This is a genomic window from Bradyrhizobium sp. USDA 3364 (assembly GCF_054056355.1).
On the sequence record NZ_JBSRYG010000002.1, the window covers coordinates 4,745,265 to 4,761,222 of the forward strand.

Consider the following 15,958-nt stretch of genomic DNA (forward strand, 5'->3'; position numbering starts at 1 on the left):
GGATGGCTCAAAGCGGCACTTGCGATATATAGACCGAATGATCTATATATCGGTCATGAGCCGCCAGACCCCAGCGCGGCAGCCCCGTGGCCGCCCCAGAAGTTTCGACGTCGAGGTCGCTGTCGAGCGCGCGATGAATGTGTTCTGGTCGCGCGGCTACCACGCGACGGCGCTCCCTGACCTGCTTCGTGCGACGAAGCTCTCGCGTGGCAGCCTTTACGCCGCTTTCGGTGACAAGCACTCGCTCTTCCTGCATGCGCTCGATCGCTATATTGCCGATGCGCTGACACGGATGGATACCGAACTCGATCCGAGCCGAGAGCCGGTCGACGGCCTGCGGACCTATCTTGCCGGCTACGTTGAGCGCAACAGCGGTGCCAATGGTCGACGCGGATGCCTGTTGGTAGCCACAGCGATGGAACTGGCTGGCCGCGATGCCGACGTTGATCGTCGCATCGGGGGCTTTTTCAAAGACATGGAGACCCGGGTGGCTGGTGCACTTTCCCGTGCGAAGGCAGCGGGCAAGTTGGCCGATGGCGTCGAGCCTTCGAGTGCCGCCCGAATTCTCGTCTGTTTCGTCGAGGGCCTGCGGGTGGTCGGTAAAACGGCACCGACACGGATCATTTCGCAAGCCACCGTTGACGCTTTTCTCGACCGCTTCATCAAGTAAGACAACCCATCGACGCCTCTTCTGTTGGTGCGCCGATATATAGACCGATCGGTCTTGAAAGAAGAAAGCTATGTCTCCCATCCAGATCGTTTGCGCGGTGCTCGTGCCCCTGCTCTGGGGCTATCAGTTCGTGGCCATCAAGGTGGGCGTTATGGAGTTTCCACCGCTCTTCTTTCTCGCACTGCGCTTTCTGGCCATCGCGCTGCTGCTTGTTCCGTTCGTCAAAAGGCCCACGCGGCAGCAGTTCGGCCCGATCGCCGCCATTTCGCTTTTCCTTGGTGGGTTGAATTTCGGGTTGTTCTATGTCGGCCTTGGGCTCGGCTCGGGAAGCATCTCGGCCGTCGCATATCAACTCGCTCCGCCCTTCACGGTCCTGTTGGCTTGGCCGCTGCTCGCGGAGAGGCCGTCTCTCACCACGTCCGCCGGGGTGGTGCTTGCATTCGTCGGTGTGGTCGTGTTGGCAACGGGGCCTGGGCTCTCGGCAAACGCGCTTCCGTTGCTGCTCGTGGTCGGGGCAGCCTTCGCGTTCGCGGTGTCCAACGTCTTGACGAAACGCTACGGTCCTTTTGATCCCCTGATGTTGATGGGGTGGTTCTCGCTGCTCACGGTGCCGCAGGTCATGTTGATGTCGTTGCTCCTTGAACATGGACAAGCGGCGAGCCTTGTCACGGCGAATGAGCGTGGCTGGCTGGCGCTCGCCTACACAATCTTCATCGGAGGAATTGCCGGGTTTGGCCTGTGGTTCTGGCTGATCGGGCGTTGCTCCATGGGCCGCGTCGCACCGTTCGGCCTGCTGCTTCCGGTGTTCGCCTTGATGTCGAGCGTGTTGTTCCTTGGCGAGCGCGTGACGCTGAAGCTGATCGTCGGCGGACTGCTCGCGATCTCCGGCGTCGCCATGACACAAGTCAGACCGGCCGCGCGACCGACCTGAAACCGGAAGTCGCGCAGTGGCTACGTCCGGGTTGGAGTCTCTCGTCAGAACTTCTGCGTGATGCCGGCGTAGAAGCCGCGGCGCGGACCGTATTGCGGGGCGAACACGCCGATGCCGGAGCCGTCGCGGATCTGGTAGATGGTGTCGAACAAATTGACGACGTCGAAGCGCAGTGTGGTCGGCTTGTTCGGCGCGACGATATTGAAGTCGTGCGAGACGCCGAGATTGACCTGGGTGTAGGCCGGCACCGTGCCGGTATTGGCGAAGCCGTCGCGCAGACCCGAGCCGTAGATCATCGAGGCGCTGAACTTGGTGTCGTGCCATTGATACCAGCCGCCGACCGACGCGGTCAGCGTCTGGGCATGGTCGGTGTTGACGTAATTGCCGGCGATGAAGGCCAGTTCGTCCGGATCGAACAGATACTGGTTGGACACGACTTGGGTGGCGACCTGCCGCGCGATCGCGACATTGCCGTAGAGATGCAGATTGTCGTGGTCGTAGGTCGCCTTCAGCTCGACGCCCTCATTGGTGCCCTTCGCGTAGTTGAAGGCGGTCAGCACATAGGCCGCGCCGAACTGGCCGTCGTCGAGCAGGTCGGTCGCGATCTTGTAATAGGCGTCCATGCCGACCTCGAGGCCGGGGATCGCATAGACCTTTTGCGTGACGCCGATGTCGAACACATGCGAGCGCTCCGGCCGCACGGGATCGTTGGCGGTGACGCCGGGCTGTGCCGTCGTGTTCTGCACCAGCGCCAGGTTGGTCGGCGCCGCCAGCACCTGCTCGGGCGGCGTGAAGTTGCGCGCATAGCCGGCATGGAAGGTCGTGCCTTCAGTGGGCTTCCAGGTCAGGCTGATCCGGGGGCTGAGCTGGTTGGCATCGACATATTGCCACATCTGGTCGAAGCGCAGGCCGGCGTTGAGCGTCAGCTGGTTGGTGATCTTCCACTCGTCGGCGACGTAGGTTGAGAACAGATATCCGGTCTTGGCGCTGGAATCGAACACCGAGAGCGGCGCGTCGATCGGGTTGCCGGCATCGTCCAGCGGCAGCACGGTCGAGCCATTGTTGACCAGCGAACGCTCGGCGCTGAAGGACATGCCGAACTTCAACGTGTGCGCGAAGCCGAGCCTGTAGGAGGTGTCCTCCTGGATGCCGTTGATATAGCTCTGGCGATACACGTCCGAGGCGACTCCGTTGAAGACGAGATCGCCGACCGGATCGGGCATGAAGTGCAGCTGGCTGTAGCGATTGAAATAGGCGATCTGGTAATCGAGTCCGTCGCCCGACTTCTGATAGGCAACGACGTTGAACTGGTTCAATTCCTGCTGCCGTTCGTTCAGCAGCGCGGAATCGAAGTTCGATACGCCGTAGGCCGTGAACGCCGGCGGCTGCCCCGGATTGTTGGGGATCTGGTAGGAGCCGTTGGAGACGCCGCCGATATAGGTCAACCGGCTGGTCGGATCGATCGCGGTGGAGACATAGGCAAAACCCTTCTCCTGATCGGTCCGGTCGTGAATGGCGTTATAGGCCCGCGTCGGATTCTCGATGCCGACGTCGCTGCCGAAATAGCGGCCGGAGACGTAGTACTGGGTTTGCCCGACAGTGCCGCCATAGTCGACGCTGGTCGTGAAGTTGCCGTGGCTGCCGCCATAGACGCTGATGCTGCCGGAATTGTCGAAGGCATTGGCCTTGGTCTGGATGTCGAGCACGCCGGCGGTGCGCAGGCCGTATTGCGCAGGCAGCGCGCCGGTGATCAGCGCCATGCTGCCGACGATGCCGGTATCGATGATCTGGCCGAAGGCGCCGACACCGTCCGGCAGCATGATCCCGTTGATGCGGTATTGCAGGTTGGCGTGCTCGTTGCGCACGTGCAACTCGCCGCTGGCGGCCGAGTCCTGCGAGACGCCCGGCGCCTGCAGCAGCGCCTTGTCCAGCGTGGTGTTGGTGCCCTGCGGCAGCGACTCCAGGAGTTGCTGGCTCATCTGGTAGGTGCCGGCGCCGGTCGGGGCCAGCAAAGCAGCGCGGGCCTGGTCGAGCCGCGCATTCTGGCCGGCGATGCCCCGCGCTTGAGCCTGCTCGGCGGATTCGGGCGCAGCCGATACCGCACCCGCTCTTCGTGCGCGTCGGCCGGTCCCGGTCGCAACGCGCGTCTTCGGTTTCTTCGGCCCTGATGGCGCGGTGTGGCGCTGCGGCGCCGTCACCGTGATGTCGGGAAGTTCGGTGGTCGGCGCTGTGGTCTGCGCCAATCCCGCGCCGTTCATCCCGCAGAACAAGAGCGATGCCGCGCCGACGGCTGCGTGTCGTCTGATATTTCCTGACATGTTGATTCCCGATCTCATCAGGCCGCGAGCCGGATCCTTCCTGAAAAGGACGCGGTCGAGCCCGCCGTCGATGCGCGACGGCCAGATTCCCCATTGCTCAAGCGGCGGCCGGCGTGCGGCTGCGCTCGAAGTTCAGTCGTGGTGGAATGTCAGGAGATCGGAGGTGCGCGCGGCTGAAAGTGAAGCCGGCCGATGTCGACCGGGGTCGCATGATTGTCGATGTGCCAGGAAAGCAGAGCGACGGCATCGGGCAATCGCAGTGGCGGCAGCGCCGGTGCCGGCGTCGCCGTGCTCGTCATCGCAACGACGGCGCAGATGGCGCAGAGGTCTGGGGCCTGATCGGAATCGGGAGTTGAAGGAGGCGCGTCGCGCGTGGTGTGTTCGAGATGCGCCGCGTTGGTCGTCGCCTGTGCCGACGCAATGGCATGAAAATGGCCGAACGACAGCACGAACTGGATCGACAGCACCAGAAGCGCCAGCCGAGCCCCGTGCCTGATGTTCGAACGAAACCACTTCATGACGACGCCATTCCCGCGTCGCAAGGTCATAGGACCAACGGACGGCGCATGCGACGCGGTGTCGCACAGTTTCGAAAACGTGTCAGCCTGTCAATCCGCATTGCTGGTTGATGTGACCAATTTCCAGGCGATCGGACGACTTTGCAAACGTCGCGATGTCGGCAGGGACACGACCGCGCTTCATGTGATCGAGTGAGGTGTAGGTTGGCTGTCAGGTTCGACCTGCTCAGACTAGCCATATCCTGACCGAGCTGCCCCGCTGGCATTGTCGACCCCCAAAGCGTATAGTTTCCGGGTACATGACGGTAACCTGATGTCCACTTTCGCAAGCAAGCTCGGTCTCGCAATTCCATTCCTGGCGCTGTGCCTCGCTGGCCAGGAGGCCAATGCGCAGGCCGGGCCTGTGCAGTATTGGACGCCGGGGTCGCTGTTCGGCTTCGGCGGCAGCCTGGCCGATGGCCAGAAGGCGGACACTTACGGCAACTTTCCGGGTTTTGACGCCACCGGCGCGCAAGGCGGTTCCGCCTATCTGAACGGCCGGCCGGACGGCTGGTTCGTCGGCAGCGAAGGCGGCCGTTACGGCTGGAGCGCGCTCAACCAGTCGGCGGCATTCGGCTCGCTCGAATATCAGGGCGCGCAGTTCGGCTACAATTTCAAGGGCGCCGGCAATACACCCGTGACGTTTTTCGCCGGGTTCGACTCATTGAAATACAATCCGCCCGGCGCCGGCGGGCCGCTGGCGCCGTTCAGCGGCAATCCCGGCGTCAACGCCGGCTATTCGGCGCGCGCGGGCGTCGAGTTCCGTCCGACCTCCAATCTCAGCCTCTCGTTCGGAGCGAGCTTCACCCAGCAGGGGGCGGAGCGCATGGACAGCGACATTCATTCGCAGCTGTTGCCCGGCCAGTCTCCGGTCCTGTTCGGCGGCCGCTAGAGATAGCGCTTCAGCGCAAGACGGCCGCGCCGCGGTCCTGATCCAACCAGAATCTCAACCAGCACCAAGAAGGCTCGAGGTCACGGGCACAGTCAGGATCGAAACATGGACATGCAGGGCAAGATCGCACTCGTCACCGCCGCAGCGTCGGGCGCCGGCCGCGCCGGCGCACGCATCCTCGCGCGCGAGGGCGCGGCGGTCGCGGTGGTCGACCAGAACGAGGCCGGCGCGAAGGCGGTGGCCGACGAGATCAACAAGGGTGGCGGGCGTGCGTTGGCGCTGACCGGCGATCTGCGCGACGACGGTTTTTCGCGCGACATCGTCACGGCGACGATGAAGGAATTCGGCGCGCTCGACTGCGTCTGGAATCATCTCGGCATTCCCGGTCCGTCCGTGATCGACGATCTGGAAGGCTGGGATCTCAGCGTCGACCTCAATCTGCGCTCGCAGCTGATCACCACCAATGCGGCGCTCGGAGAGATGACGGCGCGGCGCAAGGGCAGCATCCTGTTCACCGCTTCGACCTCGGGCCTGGTCGGCTCGCCCTGGAGCCCGACCTATTCGGCGGCCAAGGCCGGCGTGATCGGTCTCGCGCGGGCGCTTGCCAAGCGCCACGCCAAGGACGGCGTGCGCGTCAATGCGATCTGTCCCGGCGCGATCGACACGCCGATGCTGCGGGTGTTCGTCAACCGGCCCGACCAGGCGGGCCATAACGAGGCCGATCCCGAGGAACTGATCAAGGCCGCGGTGACCCGCAACCCGATGGGCCGCGCGGCGCGCCCCGAGGAGATCGCGGAGGTCGCGGTGTTCCTGCTGTCGGACAAGGCGTCGTTCGTCACCGGCATCGCGATGCCGGTCGACGGCGGGACGGTGGCGTAGCGTCTTCCAGGAATTGCCCTAGAACTTCGCCCTGATGCCGGCATAGGCCGCGAGCGGCATGCCGGGCACGAAGGTGCGTGGATCGGTCAGTTGGGCCATCAGGTTGGGCACGCCGCGGGTGGTGCTGGCGAAGCCACCGGTCTCGAAGAAGGCGCCGCCGAGATAATAATGCTGGTTGAACACGTTGTTGATCAGGCCGAACACCTCGATGTTCGGCGTGATCTTGTAGGAGGTGTGCAGGTTCACCACCGCGTAGGCCGGGACCTTCGGGCTCTGGTTGGTGTCGTCGCCGACGATCCACTGGCTGCCGACGACGTTGACGTCGGCGCCGATCTTCCACGCATCAGTGGCGAGGTACTCGACACCGGCCTTGAAGCGGTGCGCGGGAATGCCAGGGATATGATCGCCGGGCTTGACGTTGATGAACCGGACGTCATCGTTGTCCGGGTCGGTCAGGGCGTTCGGGTTGTCGGGAGCCGGCAACGTATTCGCGCTTCGATAGGTCGCGTCGACGAAGGTGTAGTTGGCATAGGCGTTCCAGCGGTTGACCTGATATTCGAGCTTCGCTTCGATGCCCTGCCGCAGGGTCTGTCCAGCATTCTGGAAATAGCCGAAATTGCCTGTGCCGATGGGGCTCTGCACCCGGATGATGTCGTCGTCGGACAGAGTGTGGAACGCGCCGAGGCCCCAGCTCAGCATGCCGGTCCTGGCGTCGTTGCCCCAGGTGCCGCGGAAGCCGGCCTCGACGGTGTGCGACACCACCTGCTTGAGCGGTGGATCGGACACCAGGAAGGCATCGATGACGCAGGGGCGCGCCGGATCGGAGCAGCCGAGCTCGAGCGGCGTCGGCGCCCGGTTGGCCTCCGAATAGCCGGCATAGAAGGTGAGGTTCGGGGTGATCTTGTAGGTGCCGCCGATCACCGGGTTGAGGCGCTGGAAGCGGTTGTTGCTGTTGAGCGCATCGTTGGTCCCGGTCTGGTCCTGCAAATCGATCTGGGCATAGTTGAATCGTCCACCGGCCGTGACCGAGAACCTGTTCGTCACGTCGAAGGTATCGGTGAGATAGACGCCGGCGTAGGTGTTGGTGGCGCGCAGGTCGACCGGGGCGAGACCGGCATCGGGCTGGTCGATGAAGATTCCGGTGCCGTTCACGAACAGGTTGTTCGGATTGATCGTTCCGAGCTCACTGGTCGCGTTGAACTTGGTGTTGCCGTGGTCGACGGCGACGCCCATCACGACATGATTGTTGTGGCCGAAGATCTGGTCGGTGTTGGTCAGCTGCGCGGTGCCGCCGTACGAATTGGTGGCGGCGTTGTTGCGGTCGATCTCGCCAAGGAAAGCCGTGCCGAGCGTGTTCGGGACCGGCGTCGCGCCGAAGATCGGCATATTATCCTCCGGACCGTCGAGACACAGATTGCGGCCACGATTGCAGGATTCGACATCGGTGCCGTTGCCGTCGGTGTGAGACTGCCGGAAGCCGCGGAAATAGGCGTTGCCCTGGAACGACCACGTGTCGGAGAAATTATGGTTCAGCGTGGCGTTGACGAAGGCGAGCTGCAGCAGCGTCGACTGCGGCCAGGTGTAGACGCTCGACCAGCGCTGACCCAGCATCTGAACCGGCGTCGCCGCGACATTGCCGAGCAGGTTGCTGGCGCCGGTGAAATTGACGTGAAATTCGGTGTCGTCGTTGCGTGCGCCAACGTCGACATACATGCGGTTGATATGCGACGAGTTGGCGTAGTCGCGCCAGCCGCGATCATACGCGGATTCGAACGCCGCATAGGCGGAGATGTTGTCCCTCTGGCCGCCGGCCTGCACGTTGCCCTGCACGCGCCCGTAGGAGCCGCCGAACAGTTCAGCCTCGGAGCCCTGATAGGTGAAGCCGTTCTTCATCTGGATGCTGAGCGCGCCGCCGATCGCGTTGAGGCCGAACACCGGGTTGTTGGGAAACAGCGCCATGCTGCCGATGGCCTTCTCCGGGATGAAGTCCCAGTTGACCACGTCGCCCCAGGATTCGTTGATGCGCACGCCGTTCTGATAGACCGCGAGCCCCTGCGGCGTACCCTGCACCGGCGAGGCGTTGAAGCCGCGATAATTGAGATCGCGCTGGAACGGATTGCCGGTTTGATCGCCGAGCGAAACGCCCGGCAGCTTGCGGTTCACCGCATCGAGGAAGTTGGTCGTGTAGTCGTGGCTGAAATCCCGCGTCGTCATCACCGCCGTGTTGGACGGGACCTTGTCGCGGTCGATCAGGGTGGCGTCGCGATCGGATGGGCCGGGGGTCGTGGTGCCGATATCAGCTGCCGCTGCCGGAGCAACAGGTCCGGTTCGGGTTCGCGCGGTTCGCGTGGTCCGAACCACCGGCCGTGCCGCCGGCCTTGCGCTGCGGGTGCCGGCCAGAGGTGTGGGCGCGATCACGTTGACGGGCGGCAGTTCGGTCGGAGCGGGGGTCTGGGCGGCCACGGTCAGCGGCGCTGCGGCTCCGATGGCGGTGAGAACCGCCGCAGCGCCGCGCGTGTAGACCGAAGAAGACAAAAACCGTGTTGCCGTACGCAACAACGTACCAGCCATGACGCCCACCCCTTAGCCGCGGTTCGGCTTTTATCCCCGACGAACCTTGGCTGGAGACTGCGGGAGCGCTGCGGCTTTGGCAAACAAGATGTGTTCCGGGGGATCGGGATTCTTTTCCATCCGTAATCGGGAAGAATTCCCGATGCCGGGCGCGAGTGTCGTCACGGGCCGCCGACCGGGTGATTCCGGCCGGCTTTTCCCTGGTTGGTGCCCAAGATGCGGGCATTCCCGCGTCTTGGGCTTCGGCAGGTCAGTCCTTGAACTCGCAGCCGAGGCGCTGCAAGGCCTCATCGACCCAGCGGCGGTCGCTGGTGCCGGCGAGGATCTGCTGGATCGCCTTTTCCTCGGTCGCCTTCTTGGCCTCGGTCAGCTTGCAGATCGCCTCGGCGTCGTCATGGGGCACGCAGAGCACGCCGTCGTCGTCGGCCACGATGAGATCGCCGGGCTCGACGATCATGCCGTCGATCGAGATGGCGCAATTGATCTCGCCCGGGCCGTCCTTGTAGGGCCCGCGATGGGCGATGCCTGCGGCGAACACCGGAAACGAGCCGGCGCGGATCGCGCCGGCATCGCGGATCGAGCCGTCGATCACGAAGCCCGCGACGCCCTTCTTCTCGGCCAGCGTCGACATGATCTCGCCGATGATCGCGTTGACGAGCACGCCGCCGGCATCGACCACGATCACGTCGCCGGGCTGGGCCATGTCGATCGCCTTGTGCACCATCAGATTGTCGCCGGGCCGGGTCTTCACGGTCAGCGCCGGACCGCCGAGCCAGCCGCCCTTATGCATCGGCCGCAGCCGGTTGGTGCCTGCGATCCGCGACATCGAATCGCTGATATTGGCGACCGGCAGCGTGCGGTAGCGCGCGACGAGATCGGGCGACACTTTCCGCTTCGCCTTGTGAATTGCAAATCCTATGGCCATCGGTTTTCTCCGGGTCTGCGATGCTTGCTTGACGTCGTTTGTCGGTCTTGCTGCCTGGTTAGACCCTTATGGTGAGGAGCGCGGAACGCGCGTCTCGAACCATGAGGCCTCGTCTGTGGCTTGCATCCGTCGAGACGCCCTGCGGGCTCCTCAGGATGAGGGGATAGAGCGTTGTTTCGTGACCGCTCAGTGCGCGCGGCGGTCGAGATGGGCGTTGAGGCGAGGGTAGACGCGGCGGGCATTGCCTTCAAAGATCTTGGCCTTGTCCGCGGCGCTCAGCGGCAGCGCGTCGATATAGCGGCGGGTGTCGTCGAAGTGATGACCGGTTTGGGGATCGATGCCGCGCACCGCGCCGACCATCTCGGATGCGAACAGGATGTTCTCGACCGGGATCACCCTGGTCAGCAGCTCGATTCCGGGGAGATGATACACACAGGTATCGAAGAACACGTTCTTCAGGAGATGCTCCGACAGCGGCGGCAGCTTCATGTCCTGCGCCAGGCCGCGGTAGCGGCCCCAGTGATAGGGCACCGCGCCGCCGCCATGCGGGATGATGAAGCGCAGGGTCGGGAATCGCTTGAACAGGTCCGAGGTCAGGAACTGCATGAAGGCGGTGGTGTCGCCGTTAAGATAGTGCGCGCCGGTGCCGTGGAAGCAGGGATTGCAGGACGAGGAGACATGGACCATCGCCGGCACGTCGAGCTCGACCATCTTCTCATAGAGCGGATACCACCATTCGTCTGATAGCGGCGGATCGCACCAGTAGCCGCCGGCCGGATCGGGGTTCAGGTTGCAGCCGACGAAGCCGAGCTGCGTCACGCAGCGCTCCAGCTCCTCGATGCAGTTCTTGGGCGCCACGCCCGGGCTCTGCGGCAGCTGGCAGACGGGGACGAAGTTCTGCGGGAACAGCGTGCAGACCCGGTGCACGAGGTCGTTGCAGATCGTGGTCCATTCGCGGCTGGTCGCTTCCTTGCCGACATGATGCGCCATGCCGGCGGCGCGCGGCGAGAAGATCGTGACGTCGGTGCCGCGCTCCTTCTGCAAGCGAAGCTGCGCGCCCTCGACGCTCGTGCGGATCTCGTCGTCGGTGATGCCGAGATTGGTGGTGAGCGGCCGGCGCGCCTTGTCGGCGAGACCAGCGAGCTGCTTGTCGCGGAAGATCTGCAGCTTGGCCGGCTCGGTGGTGTAGTGGCCGTGACAGTCGATGATCATGGTTGCTTCCTTAATTGCTTCCTTGGCAGGGTTGTCAGTGGGTGACGGATGACGGGATCGCGGCCGTCAATTCCGGCTCGCGCGGCTTGACGCGCATGGTGGCGGCGATGGCGGAGGCGACGACCAGGAAGCCGGCGATGCCGACCAGCGCCCAGGAGAAGCTTCCGGTGGAGTCCTTGATCAGGCCGATGCACCACGGGCCGATCAGCCCGCCGAACTGCGCCAGCGTATTGACCACGGCGATCGAGGCGGCGCCGGCCGCACCTGTCAGCAGCGAGGCATTGATGCTCCAGAACAGCGGATTGCCGGCGTTTAGGCTGAAGCCGACGATGCACAGGAACACGAAGGCCAGCACCGGGCTCGCGACATAGGCGCTGCCGAGCATCGCGACCGCGGCGAGCAGATAGACGGCCGCGAGATGAAACTTGCGGTCGCCGGTCTTGTCCGAGCTGCGGCTGACCACGATGGTGCCGATCACGCCGAGCAGCGGCGGGATCGCCGAGAGGAAGCCGACCTGGATGTTGCTGAGATTGCCCATGCCCTTGATGATCTGCGGCAGCCACAGCAGCAGGCCATAGATGCCGACCAGCGCGCAACCGAACAGCGCCGCCAGCAGCCAGACCCTGATGTCGAGGACGCATTCGATCAACCTGTGCTGCCCCTGTTGTTCGATTTCGGCCCGCTCGGCGGCGAGCTCGCTCTCCAGCCAGGTGGCCTGCTCCTTGGTGAGCCAGCTCGCCTTGGCCGGGCGGTCGGTCAGATAATAGAGCGTGAACAGGCCGAGCAGAATGGTCGGCACGCCCTCGGCGAGAAACATCCATTGCCAGCCATGCAGGCCGGCGGCGCCATCGAACCAGGTCATGATGCTGGTCGAGATCGGCCCGCCCAACACCGCCGAGAACGAGCCGGCGATGATGTAGCCGGCGACCGCGCGGGCGCGATAGCGCGCGGGGAACCAGTAGGTCAGGTAAAGCACGACGCCGGGCATGAAGCCGGCCTCCGCGACGCCGAGGCCGAACCGCATCACATAGAGGCTGAACGGATTCCAGACGAAGGCGGTCAGCGTGGCGACGAGGCCCCAGGTGATCAGGATCCGCGCCAGCCAGATCCGGGCCCCGAGCCAGTGCAGCATCAGATTGCTCGGGACTTCGAGCACCATGTAGCCGAGGAAGAAGATGCTGGCCGCGAAACCGAAGATCGCAGGGCTGAGGCCGAGATCCTTGTTCATCGTCAGTCCGGCATAGCCGAGATTGATGCGGTCGAGGTAGTTGAAGAACATCATCGCGAACAGGATCGGGATCAGCCGCCAATAGACCCGGCGGATGGTTTGCTGTTCCAGCTCGCTGACGGACGCACCACTCATTGCAGTCCTCCCGTTCAATGGGATGGCGTTCATTGGGTCGCGACGCCAGTTCGGATGTTGTTGGGGTGTTTGGCCTCGCGCCCGGCCGGCAGGCGTTCAGTGCCGTCAGGCGCGGAGGCTGCTGCCATCGTTCTGAGGTCGATGCCCTGCTGCTCGGGCAGCAGCACTGCGGCGCAGAAGGCGGCCGTGTAGCCGCAGATCGCGCAGATCGCCATGGCATCGCCGAGATGCATCCGGGTCGAGAGAATGCCGACGGTCGCCGGCACGATCGAGCCGAGGCCGCGTCCCGCGCTCAGCGCAAACCCTGCGCCATTGGCGCGGATATTGGTCGGGAACAGCTCGGCAAAGGTCGGCATCAGGCCCGAGGCGAGGCCGGCCTGCAACGCGCCGAGGAAGAAGCCGAGGATGATCGTGATGCCCTGGCCGATCGGCGCCTGGGTATAGGCGGCGACGTTCAGCGCCTGGCAGATCAGGAACAGCATAAAGCCCTTGCGGCGGCCGATGCGGTCGGCGATCAGGCCGAACGCAATCGGTCCGACGAACGATCCGAAGATGTTGACGGCGAGATAGCCGGCGGTGTGCGTGACCGGCAGATGCAATCCGGTTTGCAGATAGGTCGGCAGCCAGGTGATCATCACATAGGCCGCGCCCAGCGTGCCCGTGGTGAAGAACGTCGCGACCAGCGTCTTGAACAGATGCTCGCCGGTGAAGATGGTCCAGAAGTTGCTCGTCGCCGAGGTGGCGCGCTGCGCCTTCTCCTCGACGAAGATCGCGGACTCCGGCACGAAGCGGCGGACGAAGAAGACGAGCAGCGCGGGGAGGATTCCGATCGCGAAGAACACCCGCCAGGCCATGTCCTGCGACAGCCAGCCGAAGATGACGGGAAATGCCGCCACTGATAGCGCGTTGCCGACGGCATATCCGCTCTGGATCGCGGCGGCAACGCGGCCGCGCATGCCGGCCGAAACCACTTCCGCGACCAGCACGGCGCCGACGGCGGCCTCGCCGCCATAGCCCATGCCCTGGATCGCGCGTGCGACCAGGAGATACCAGAAGCCGTGGGCAAAGGCGGCGGCAAAGGTCGAGACCGCGACCAGCAGAATGGTGAATTGCAGCACGCGGACCCGGCCGAACCGGTCGGCGGCAATGCCGGCGAGCCAGCCGCCGACCGCGGTGCCGATCAGCGAGCTCGACGCCAGAATGCCGGCGTCGGGCCGCGACAGGCTGAGCGTCGCGATCAGCGCCGGCGTGACCAGCGCGTAGATCGTGGTGTCCATCGAATCGAGCGCAAGTCCGCCGAAGGCGGCGAAGAATGTCTTGCGTTCGACGGCGGACAGCTTGGACAGCCACCCCAGATTCATGTTCGTTTCCCCTGATGATGCCGGCCTCTTGTTGGGCCGTTGCTTTGTTTGAGCATGGTCTTTTCGGAAAACCGCTTCGCACTTCCCGGCGCGCCTTAAGGCGGGTCCAGCGCTGCCGGGTTCACCACGTTGGCGCGATCGATGTCGCGCTGCGTCAGGACGGCAACGATGTTGCGCGCGGCCTCGACGCCGGTCCGCGTGATCGATGCGCCGGTTTGCGCCGCGATGTGCGGCGTCACGATCACGTTCGGCGCCTGCAGGATCGGCCTGTCCTTCGCGGGCGGCTCTTCCGCGAGCGTATCGAGGCCGGCCCCGGCGAGATGTCCGCTGCGCAGCGCCGCGCACAATGCGTCCTCGTCGACCAGCGCGCCGCGCGCGGTATTGATCAGGATGGCGCCGGACTTCATCGCCGCGAGCCGCCCGGCATCGATCATGCCGCGCGTCGCGTCGGTGAGCGGTGCGTGCAGGCTGACGATGTCGGAGACCGCGAGCAGCTCGGCGAGATCGGCGGCTTCGCGCGCCAGCGCCGGGTCGACGCGGCCCTTGGTGCGGCCGAGCGCGACCGCGGTCATGCCGAGTGCCTCCGCTGCGCGCGCGACGTGCCGTGCGATGCGGCCGAAGCCGATCAGGCCGATCGTGCGGCCACGGACTTCGCGGCCGCGATAGGTGGCGCGGTCCCAGGCACCGGAATGGGTTCGTGCGTTCAGGCTGACGACGTCACGTCCGAGCGCGAGGATCAGCGCGATGGTGTGCTCGGCAACTGCCGGCGCATTGGCGTCGCCCGCCAACATCACCGGCACGCGCCTGGCGGTCGCCGCATCGATATCGACGCTGTCGACGCCGGCGCCGTGCTTTGCGATCACGCGCAGATGCGGATTGCCGGCAATGATCGCAGACGAGATGACCGGATTGCCGCGCATCAGGATCGCCTGTGTCGGCGCCGTCGCCATCTCGTGCATGAGGCGATCGGGCGTCACGGCATCGCGCATCAGCACGACATCTGCGCCGATCTCGCCGAGGACATCGACGGCCGCGGGGGCGAGGGTGTCGCCGGTGACGAGAACGCGGAACGGAGCGGTCATCGTCTATCTGCGATATTGCATGGCTGCCCCGCTGCGTGCGCCGCGCCATTCTGCCTGAACCTGACGCATTTCTCGGGCTTCTCCCTTGGAGGACAGGTGATTTCGCGCGAAGATCGGGAAACGGCCCCGTGAGGTCAAATACCTTGTTGACCCCCGACTTATAGGGAATCGGAATAAGCGATGGATTACAGGCAGCTTCGTTATTTCATCGCGGTGGCCGAAGAACTCAGCTTCAGCCGCGCCGCCAAGCGCCTGCATGTCAGCCAGCCGCCGCTGAGCACGCAGATCAAGGCGATGGAGGAAGAACTCGGCACGCGCCTGTTGGCGCGAACGCGGCGCGCGGTGGAACTGACACAGGCCGGGCAATTGCTGCTGGAACATGCGCGGCGCGCGGTCAGCGAGCTCGACCTCGCGTCGGAGACGGTGCGCCGTGCGGCCCGCGGCGAGGCCGGCATGATCCGTGTCGGCTTCACCGGCTCGGTGCCGATGCTCGACATGTTCGCCGAACTGTTCCGCAGCTTTCGCGCCAACTATCCGCGGGTGAAGATCGAGCTCCGGCACATGTCGACGGCGACGCAGCTGCGTGCGCTCGCCGACGCCGAGCTCGATGTCGCGATCATGCGGCCGCCGCTCGATTTCAGGCCGGCCGCGGACTTGCAGGTGCATGTGGTGTGGCGCGACCGGCTGATGGTGTTCCTGCCGCTGGATCATCCGCTCGCCGGCGCCAAAGGCGCGCTCGAGATGGCCGATCTTGCCGAGCATGAATTCGTCGGCATGGCCGAGAGCGGCTGTGGTGTCGGCGACCAGGCCGCGATGCTGTGCCGGCGGGCGGGCTTTGCGCCGCGCGTGGTGCAGGAGGCGCATGAGCTGCGCACCGTGCTCAGCCTGGTCGCAGCCGGGATCGGGCTCTCGATCCTGCCGTCCTGCTACCAGCAGGCCGGCGTGATGAATGTGGTGGCCAAGCCGCTGGATACGCCCGACGCGGAGAGCCGCATGCTGGTGGCGATGCGCTCGAACGCCTCGCTGCTGCCGCGCCGGTTCGTCGAATGCGCGCTGCAAGCGGCGTCGCGCAGCGCTCCGCCGCTGGTCCCCGAGGTGGCAGCAGCGAGCCGTTGATCGTGCTGCGTACCCCATACTTTCGTCTTCCGTAGTTTTCCGGAACGCAGTCTGGCGTTGCTCTTGCATGGCTGAATGCCA

14 protein-coding genes are annotated in these 15,958 nt (G+C 64.8%); 6 read left to right on the forward strand and 8 right to left on the reverse strand.

Annotated elements, in window-relative coordinates; genetic code table 11:
• The first annotated feature begins 37 nt into the window (after positions 1-37).
• Both ACVILL_RS22475 and ACVILL_RS22480 read left to right on the forward strand, forming a co-directional pair.
• Positions 38-670 (forward strand): TetR/AcrR family transcriptional regulator, encoded by a 633-nt coding sequence (locus ACVILL_RS22475; protein WP_456731032.1) that lies wholly within the window; start codon positions 38-40, stop codon positions 668-670.
• Positions 671-740: 70 nt separating this feature from the next.
• Positions 741-1,601 (forward strand): DMT family transporter, encoded by an 861-nt coding sequence (locus tag ACVILL_RS22480; RefSeq protein WP_456731033.1) that lies wholly within the window; start codon positions 741-743, stop codon positions 1,599-1,601.
• 44 nt (positions 1,602-1,645) lie between these two features.
• On the opposite strand, the gene ACVILL_RS22485 is transcribed toward ACVILL_RS22480, so the two are convergent.
• Positions 1,646-3,919: a TonB-dependent receptor gene (locus ACVILL_RS22485; RefSeq protein ID WP_456731034.1), complete on the reverse strand. Its 2,274-nt coding sequence runs from the start codon at positions 3,917-3,919 to the stop codon at positions 1,646-1,648.
• 149 nt (positions 3,920-4,068) lie between these two features.
• Complete coding sequence (locus ACVILL_RS22490; RefSeq protein ID WP_456731035.1) at positions 4,069-4,437, reverse strand: DUF2946 family protein; 369 nt, start codon at positions 4,435-4,437, stop codon at positions 4,069-4,071.
• On the opposite strand from ACVILL_RS22490, the gene ACVILL_RS22495 reads away from it, so the two are divergent.
• From ACVILL_RS22495 to ACVILL_RS22505, 3 genes are all read left to right on the forward strand, one after another.
• A complete protein-coding gene (locus ACVILL_RS22495; protein WP_456731036.1) occupies positions 4,436-4,633 on the forward strand; it encodes a hypothetical protein in 198 nt (65 codons plus the stop codon). The genes ACVILL_RS22490 and ACVILL_RS22495 overlap by 2 nt on opposite strands.
• 117 nt (positions 4,634-4,750) lie before the next feature.
• On the forward strand, positions 4,751-5,368 hold the full coding sequence (locus ACVILL_RS22500) for a hypothetical protein (protein WP_456731037.1): 618 nt from the start codon (positions 4,751-4,753) through the stop codon (positions 5,366-5,368).
• Between the two features lie 105 nt (positions 5,369-5,473).
• The gene (locus tag ACVILL_RS22505; RefSeq protein WP_456731038.1) at positions 5,474-6,247 is read left to right on the forward strand and encodes an SDR family NAD(P)-dependent oxidoreductase; all 774 of its coding nucleotides are present in this window, start codon (positions 5,474-5,476) and stop codon (positions 6,245-6,247) included.
• Between the two features lie 18 nt (positions 6,248-6,265).
• On the opposite strand, the gene ACVILL_RS22510 is transcribed toward ACVILL_RS22505, so the two are convergent.
• From ACVILL_RS22510 to ACVILL_RS22535, 6 genes are all read right to left on the reverse strand, one after another.
• Positions 6,266-8,818 (reverse strand): TonB-dependent receptor domain-containing protein, encoded by a 2,553-nt coding sequence (locus tag ACVILL_RS22510; RefSeq protein ID WP_456731039.1) that lies wholly within the window; start codon positions 8,816-8,818, stop codon positions 6,266-6,268.
• 250 nt (positions 8,819-9,068) lie between these two features.
• Positions 9,069-9,743: an RraA family protein gene (locus ACVILL_RS22515; RefSeq protein ID WP_456731040.1), complete on the reverse strand. Its 675-nt coding sequence runs from the start codon at positions 9,741-9,743 to the stop codon at positions 9,069-9,071.
• 186 nt (positions 9,744-9,929) lie between these two features.
• Positions 9,930-10,955, reverse strand: a complete 1,026-nt coding sequence (locus ACVILL_RS22520) for an amidohydrolase family protein (protein WP_456731041.1) — start codon at positions 10,953-10,955, stop codon at positions 9,930-9,932.
• A gap of 34 nt (positions 10,956-10,989) precedes the next feature.
• The gene (locus ACVILL_RS22525) at positions 10,990-12,318 is read right to left on the reverse strand and encodes an MFS transporter (protein WP_456731042.1); all 1,329 of its coding nucleotides are present in this window, start codon (positions 12,316-12,318) and stop codon (positions 10,990-10,992) included.
• Positions 12,319-12,347: 29 nt separating this feature from the next.
• The gene (locus ACVILL_RS22530) at positions 12,348-13,679 is read right to left on the reverse strand and encodes an MFS transporter (protein WP_456731043.1); all 1,332 of its coding nucleotides are present in this window, start codon (positions 13,677-13,679) and stop codon (positions 12,348-12,350) included.
• A gap of 95 nt (positions 13,680-13,774) precedes the next feature.
• Positions 13,775-14,761 (reverse strand): hydroxyacid dehydrogenase, encoded by a 987-nt coding sequence (locus ACVILL_RS22535; RefSeq protein WP_456731044.1) that lies wholly within the window; start codon positions 14,759-14,761, stop codon positions 13,775-13,777.
• 180 nt (positions 14,762-14,941) lie between these two features.
• Between ACVILL_RS22535 and ACVILL_RS22540 the strand changes: the two genes are divergently transcribed.
• On the forward strand, positions 14,942-15,877 hold the full coding sequence (locus ACVILL_RS22540) for a LysR substrate-binding domain-containing protein (protein WP_456731045.1): 936 nt from the start codon (positions 14,942-14,944) through the stop codon (positions 15,875-15,877).
• The last annotated feature ends 81 nt before the right edge of the window (positions 15,878-15,958 follow it).